12 protein-coding genes are annotated in these 4,848 nt (G+C 41.3%); 1 reads left to right on the top strand and 11 read right to left on the bottom strand.

Annotated elements, in window-relative coordinates:
• The 3 genes from HZA08_11710 to HZA08_11700 all read right to left on the bottom strand — a co-directional run.
• Positions 1-304 (bottom strand): AAA family ATPase (locus HZA08_11710; GenBank protein ID MBI5194089.1); only part of this gene is annotated, 304 nt, incomplete at its 3' end.
• A 226-nt stretch (positions 305-530) separates the two neighbouring features.
• Positions 531-740 (bottom strand): DUF2283 domain-containing protein, encoded by a 210-nt coding sequence (locus tag HZA08_11705; protein MBI5194088.1) that lies wholly within the window; start codon positions 738-740, stop codon positions 531-533.
• 226 nt (positions 741-966) lie between these two features.
• Positions 967-1,239, bottom strand: a complete 273-nt coding sequence (locus HZA08_11700; protein MBI5194087.1) for an ATP-binding protein — start codon at positions 1,237-1,239, stop codon at positions 967-969.
• A 216-nt stretch (positions 1,240-1,455) separates the two neighbouring features.
• On the opposite strand from HZA08_11700, the gene HZA08_11695 reads away from it, so the two are divergent.
• Positions 1,456-1,851, top strand: coding sequence for an SRPBCC family protein (locus tag HZA08_11695; protein ID MBI5194086.1), 396 nt, complete (start codon positions 1,456-1,458; stop codon positions 1,849-1,851).
• 122 nt (positions 1,852-1,973) lie between these two features.
• Here the strand turns inward: HZA08_11695 and HZA08_11690 are convergent, their stop codons facing one another.
• From HZA08_11690 to HZA08_11655, 8 genes are all read right to left on the bottom strand, one after another.
• Entirely contained in the window at positions 1,974-2,372 is a 399-nt protein-coding gene (locus HZA08_11690; GenBank protein MBI5194085.1) for a hypothetical protein, read from the bottom strand.
• A gap of 53 nt (positions 2,373-2,425) precedes the next feature.
• Complete coding sequence (locus HZA08_11685; protein MBI5194084.1) at positions 2,426-2,563, bottom strand: hypothetical protein; 138 nt, start codon at positions 2,561-2,563, stop codon at positions 2,426-2,428.
• A gap of 202 nt (positions 2,564-2,765) precedes the next feature.
• Positions 2,766-3,008 carry a hypothetical protein gene (locus tag HZA08_11680; GenBank protein MBI5194083.1) on the bottom strand — a complete coding sequence of 81 codons (243 nt, stop codon included), beginning with the start codon at positions 3,006-3,008 and terminating at the stop codon, positions 2,766-2,768.
• Positions 3,009-3,212: 204 nt separating this feature from the next.
• Positions 3,213-3,749: a hypothetical protein gene (locus tag HZA08_11675; GenBank protein ID MBI5194082.1), complete on the bottom strand. Its 537-nt coding sequence runs from the start codon at positions 3,747-3,749 to the stop codon at positions 3,213-3,215.
• A gap of 106 nt (positions 3,750-3,855) precedes the next feature.
• A complete protein-coding gene (locus HZA08_11670; GenBank protein MBI5194081.1) occupies positions 3,856-4,170 on the bottom strand; it encodes a type II toxin-antitoxin system RelE/ParE family toxin in 315 nt (104 codons plus the stop codon).
• On the bottom strand, positions 4,143-4,343 hold the full coding sequence (locus tag HZA08_11665; protein ID MBI5194080.1) for a hypothetical protein: 201 nt from the start codon (positions 4,341-4,343) through the stop codon (positions 4,143-4,145). Before HZA08_11665 ends, HZA08_11670 begins: the two co-directional genes overlap by 28 nt.
• A gap of 185 nt (positions 4,344-4,528) precedes the next feature.
• A complete protein-coding gene (locus HZA08_11660; protein ID MBI5194079.1) occupies positions 4,529-4,729 on the bottom strand; it encodes a hypothetical protein in 201 nt (66 codons plus the stop codon).
• A 3-nt stretch (positions 4,730-4,732) separates the two neighbouring features.
• The coding region (locus tag HZA08_11655; protein MBI5194078.1) for a fumarate reductase subunit D at positions 4,733-4,848 on the bottom strand (116 nt) is incomplete at its 5' end.

Genomic DNA, 4,848 nt, shown 5'->3' with positions numbered 1-4,848 from the left:
TTCTGTCAACAGAAAGTTTGATCGCATTAAGCACCTCCGGGGCCTTCTGTGCCTCATCAATAATAACCCTATCGTTATCCTTCCAGAGTGATAATGGATCTTTCCTGGCTTGCTCAAGAGTAGAAAAATCATCCAGGCTTACATACTTAAAGTCCTGAAACTCATTCTGCAGAAAGGTACTCTTACCCACCTGTCTCGCCCCTGAAATCACAACAACAGGGAAAATACCTATGCCGGACTTTACCTGTTCACCAATCCAGCGTCGTTTGTAATTTAATTCAGCACGTGAATGATTATCATTCATATTGTGAATAATATTAAAGATTTATGGTAAAGTCAAGGAATGTATCAGGACAAAATAACATGTTAAAAATGGTGGTCCCGAATATCTGGGAATGAAGTGGTACCGGTTACCCAGGACGTGACAGTCGTGGTGAACCACAACAAAAAACTCACACGTCAGGCGGGCAGGATACTTAAAATGTTTGGCAGGCAGATTGCGGAGGAGACATAATCGAAGCGGTTACCTCTTATGTCTTCGTGATTTCGTATCTAATAGGCAAGAGCCTGTCCAGAGTGACATGCTCTGAGGCATCGAGAATCTCGATGCCGATTATTCTATCACCCTCCCCGATATCCAGCACAATATCTTCTGTAACCCTCCTGTTTATAACCTCCTGTTTTCTGTCATCCAACCGGATATAAAGGAGATCTGTTTTATCGTCGTAAACTATGTTCATTGCCCTTCCTCCCATTTACCATAAAAGACATATACAGTTTCGTCGGTGCCACGTTCCCCTGCACGTTCTAACGTATGATGGTCGATCTGAATTTCCATTTAGATTTTTAGATTATTAGAAAAGCCCTAACATCTATACATTGTTGGCTTTTCTTCTCCCAGATTTCTTTGGATTCTTTTAGGAAATTGCTTTTCTGAAGTGAGGATAGCAATATGAGATTTTTCTGTCAATGGAAATTCTGCGCATGGAATGCAACACCGGAAAGCACCGCATCCCCGGGAAGGGACGACACAACGCTATCCTGAAAATCCCTCAGGTTTAAAGCCTCATCCTGCAAAGAAGCCTCATAATAGACATACCGCCGCCCTTTTGCAATGTGCAGCAACAGTTCGGATTTGCCTATTCTGCGTCTGCCATACACTATAAAAAGTTCGGCCTTGCTGCCATCATAGCGTCGGATTAACGCTTCGAGTTCATTCTCACGTCCGATAAAGCGCATTATATCAGGACCTCCTGTTGCTATGAGACAATATATAAAATACGATTAATTAAATCAAGAGTTATTTAGAGTCTTTTATCCAAACTTATATTTTGAATATCCTATAGCGTCAGACAAGATTTCCTTTGACAGGAGATTTTCTGACTGCTACCTTTTTATCAGGAAGAGTACAATTCCTATCCTATATCGAAATATAATGAAAATAAGGAGACTTCAATGACGTTTAAATCTCAGCATATCAGTGTTTCGATCAATCACCCGGCGGATCAGGTTTACGAATTCGTCTTAAATCCTGAGAATCTGCCCAAATGGGCCGCAGGACTCAGCGGTTCTATAAAGAACGTCAATGGTGACTGGATCGCCGAATCCCCGATGGGAAGAGTCAAAGTTAAATTCGCTGATAAAAATAAATCCGGTATTCTGGATCACAACGTCACTTTGCCATCCAGAGCGAAAGTCTATAACCCCATGCGCGTATTTCCCAATAACGATGGCAGTGAATTAATCTTCACGTTGTACCGGCGACCGGACATGTCAGACCAAATGTTTGCCGAGGACATAAAGGCAGTTACAAGGGACCTGGATAAGTTAAAGACCCTGCTTGAAAAATAGCCAGCCTTTATTTTTCAAATTTCGGGACAGCGACTATTTATTTGTCACTACATGGTCACATCTGTAAGATAAATGGTCGCTGTCCCTATTTAACTCCGCAGGACACTCAAATTACCCGATCGTCAGGCGTCAAGACTCAGAATTGAATCGGGATCCTTACCGAACCACTTGCATATGTTTCGTTCATGTTCTCGGTTAATATCAGGGAAGAAGAAGTGCTGACGTCCATCACCCTCAATCCAGATGTAAAGGTTAACACGTAACTTCTCCTCACGAATACGTCCTTCGGAGTAAGAAGTGAAGAGCGGAAGCAGTCTGCCATTATCCGTAATAAATTGGCCAGTCAACACACCAATAAGGTCTCCATAGTCACAATGTGATCCAGGATCATTCAAGAAAGCCAGCACATTGGGGTGTTCTAAATCTGGGTTGACGGCATCGAACTGTCGCACCGCTTGATGAATGTCATCAGCTATCCGGTTGTATACAGGATCATTACGACTACCACCAACAAGAGTCATCGGAGGACTTCCATCAAGAAGACGATCTAACCAGAGGTCGCAGTCTATGCCCTTTACCTCGCAATAGAAACAAAATTCTGGCCCTTGGTATACCCGAAAGTCCGGCGGCTTTCCGACTGTACATTCTTTTTTGGAAAACCGTTCACAGCGGAAGCCGCATTTTTCGAGAATAGATCTAATTCGTTCTTCAACGCGATTTGTGGGCATACTTTGCACCTATATTTAACAACACTCACATCAAACGCTGCAGTTCTTACTGGTTATTCAATAAGTTCATTGTAATATTCTGTAATTATGGTAATTTAAACAGAGACTGCAACTATTTATCTTACTTATGTAAACCGCATAGTAACATAAAATAGTCGTTGTACCTGTTTAACTCTACCCTGCCTTCTACACAAGTTTCAATCTTCTTTTATTTCGTCCAAGATTCTCTATTATGCCTTGCTTTTCTAATCTTGCCAGTATGCTCCTTACTTCATGATGAAAGCGTGGTTGTGGATGTTTTGGGTCTAATTCTCTCTGAAAATCTGAAAGTTGGTAATATGTTTGAAGGCCACCATAAATCTCTTGCACTCCAAAAATCTTTTCAGGTCTATCTGTGAATAATTGTATTATTGCATTTTCAATACTCAATCAGCCACCTTTTCCTTCTTTTTCCTCACTATGAATTTACCTTTTCGAGATCAGAATAGCAAAGATGAAGTTTATGCGTCAACGGAAATTCTAACTGTGAGGTTCTGAGTGTGAGATCTGGATGGAAGCGACAAAACATGTTAAGACAACAAAGGACATGCAGGGATATAAACGTTGTCCCACGGGATTCTTAATATAAATTTTTTATTGTTTATAATTAATCACTTTTGCTTTTATGTTCACAACTTTTTGTGACGATGTTGTAGCAACAGGCATTGTTCCTACAATATTTCCAACTGAGTCACTAACTGATCGTTGAGTAATACCAGTATTCGTTATAGTACCCAGTGAAGTCTGAATATCTATAACAGCATCGGCACCTACTTGTCTTGCTCTTGCTTCCAGTAATGCTCTCAAATCATTATCATGAGTAAAAAACCCTATAATCTCACCTATAACTTCATATGGTTTTTGTGGTTTGTCTTCAAAGTACAAATCAATGGGGTAATTCTTGTCATGGGCTGGATAAATATTTTTACTATAATTAACAAACGACAATTGTTGTTCGGCAAAATAATCAATTTTGGTGCGTCCGCCTCTGGCATGGTCTCCGATCATAGCACACCCACTGATCAAGACTGCTATAATCAACAAGAAAAAGATTTTTCTCATAGCCCAAACTTTCTCCTCTCTATCTTCGTTAAAATATTTGTTTCTGGAAATTTGTGCAGGGATAACCACTATGTATCTTGCTGATGTAAACCGTGTCGCGCCCTGTAAATAGTCGCTGTCCTTATTTAAGTACCTATTTGCCTCAAGAACTCAGTGGGTGCCCTCGTATTCAATATTACGTAACGTCCCATGGATCACGTTCCCGGTTTTTCTTTATGTCCATTGCCCCATGAACAATGGCCAGTATTGTTACATTATCGTCTATAATTGAATAGACAACTCTGTATTTGTGAAAGAAAATCTCTCTTAAATTCTCCTCTCCAAATTCCGGGACAACTCTTCCACTTTTGGGGAATAAAGCAATCTTTTCTACAGAGGCAATCAACTTGTCAATGAATATTATTGAATAAAACGGTGAGCCTTTTGCAATATATGCATCAATCTCACGGAGATGTTCTTTTGCTAAAGCCGACCAGATGATTTCCGCCATTCCGTCACCATCTTCTTTACCTGATCATGTGAATATACCCGTCCTTCAGCTACATCTTTCATTCCTTGTTCAACCTGTTGCCTGAAATAAAGTTCTGCCATAATATCATCCCATGTAACCTCGTCCGGAAGCTTGTCTATTAATTTTTTGGCCTCTTCTTTGATGGTCTTCATTGGCGGTACCCCCTTTAGTTTCCAGCCTTATGCTGTTTCTAAAATAAGGAGAATCTTCTTTATGCCTAACATAACAGAAAAGGGAGGAAACCTCAACTTGTCATATTACACATGTCATATTGCACATGAGATAACGACCATTTATTTGTAGCTGCCTGGCCTACATCCGTAAAATAAACGCGTCCCTATTTAAGGACGACTATCAGGGCTGCAATGCTTAGGGCTGTTGCTCCGCCGTAGCATACAATGGGGAGGATGCTTTCGAGCCAGTGTATCCGCAGGTCTTCGAGGGTCATGCGGATTCGGTGGGCTGCGTGATATAGGGGGAAGCAGATTATTGCGAGGAAGTAAATCTTTACTATAGGATGGCTGATGAGTGCAGCCACCCTCTAATAATTGAGCAAGTCCTGCGGGAGTATGCCTGCAGGGATCAGGATTCCCTGAATGATGATGTGTGCAGGAAGGAGGAATGCTGCTATAGCACCGCCGAGTCCAAACAGCGACC

The sequence above is a fragment of the Nitrospirota bacterium genome (assembly GCA_016212215.1).
Classification (GTDB): Bacteria; Nitrospirota; 9FT-COMBO-42-15; order HDB-SIOI813; family HDB-SIOI813; genus JACRGV01.
The sequence above is the reverse complement of the archived record's forward strand: the minus strand, read 5'-3'. Positions and strand labels throughout refer to the sequence as shown.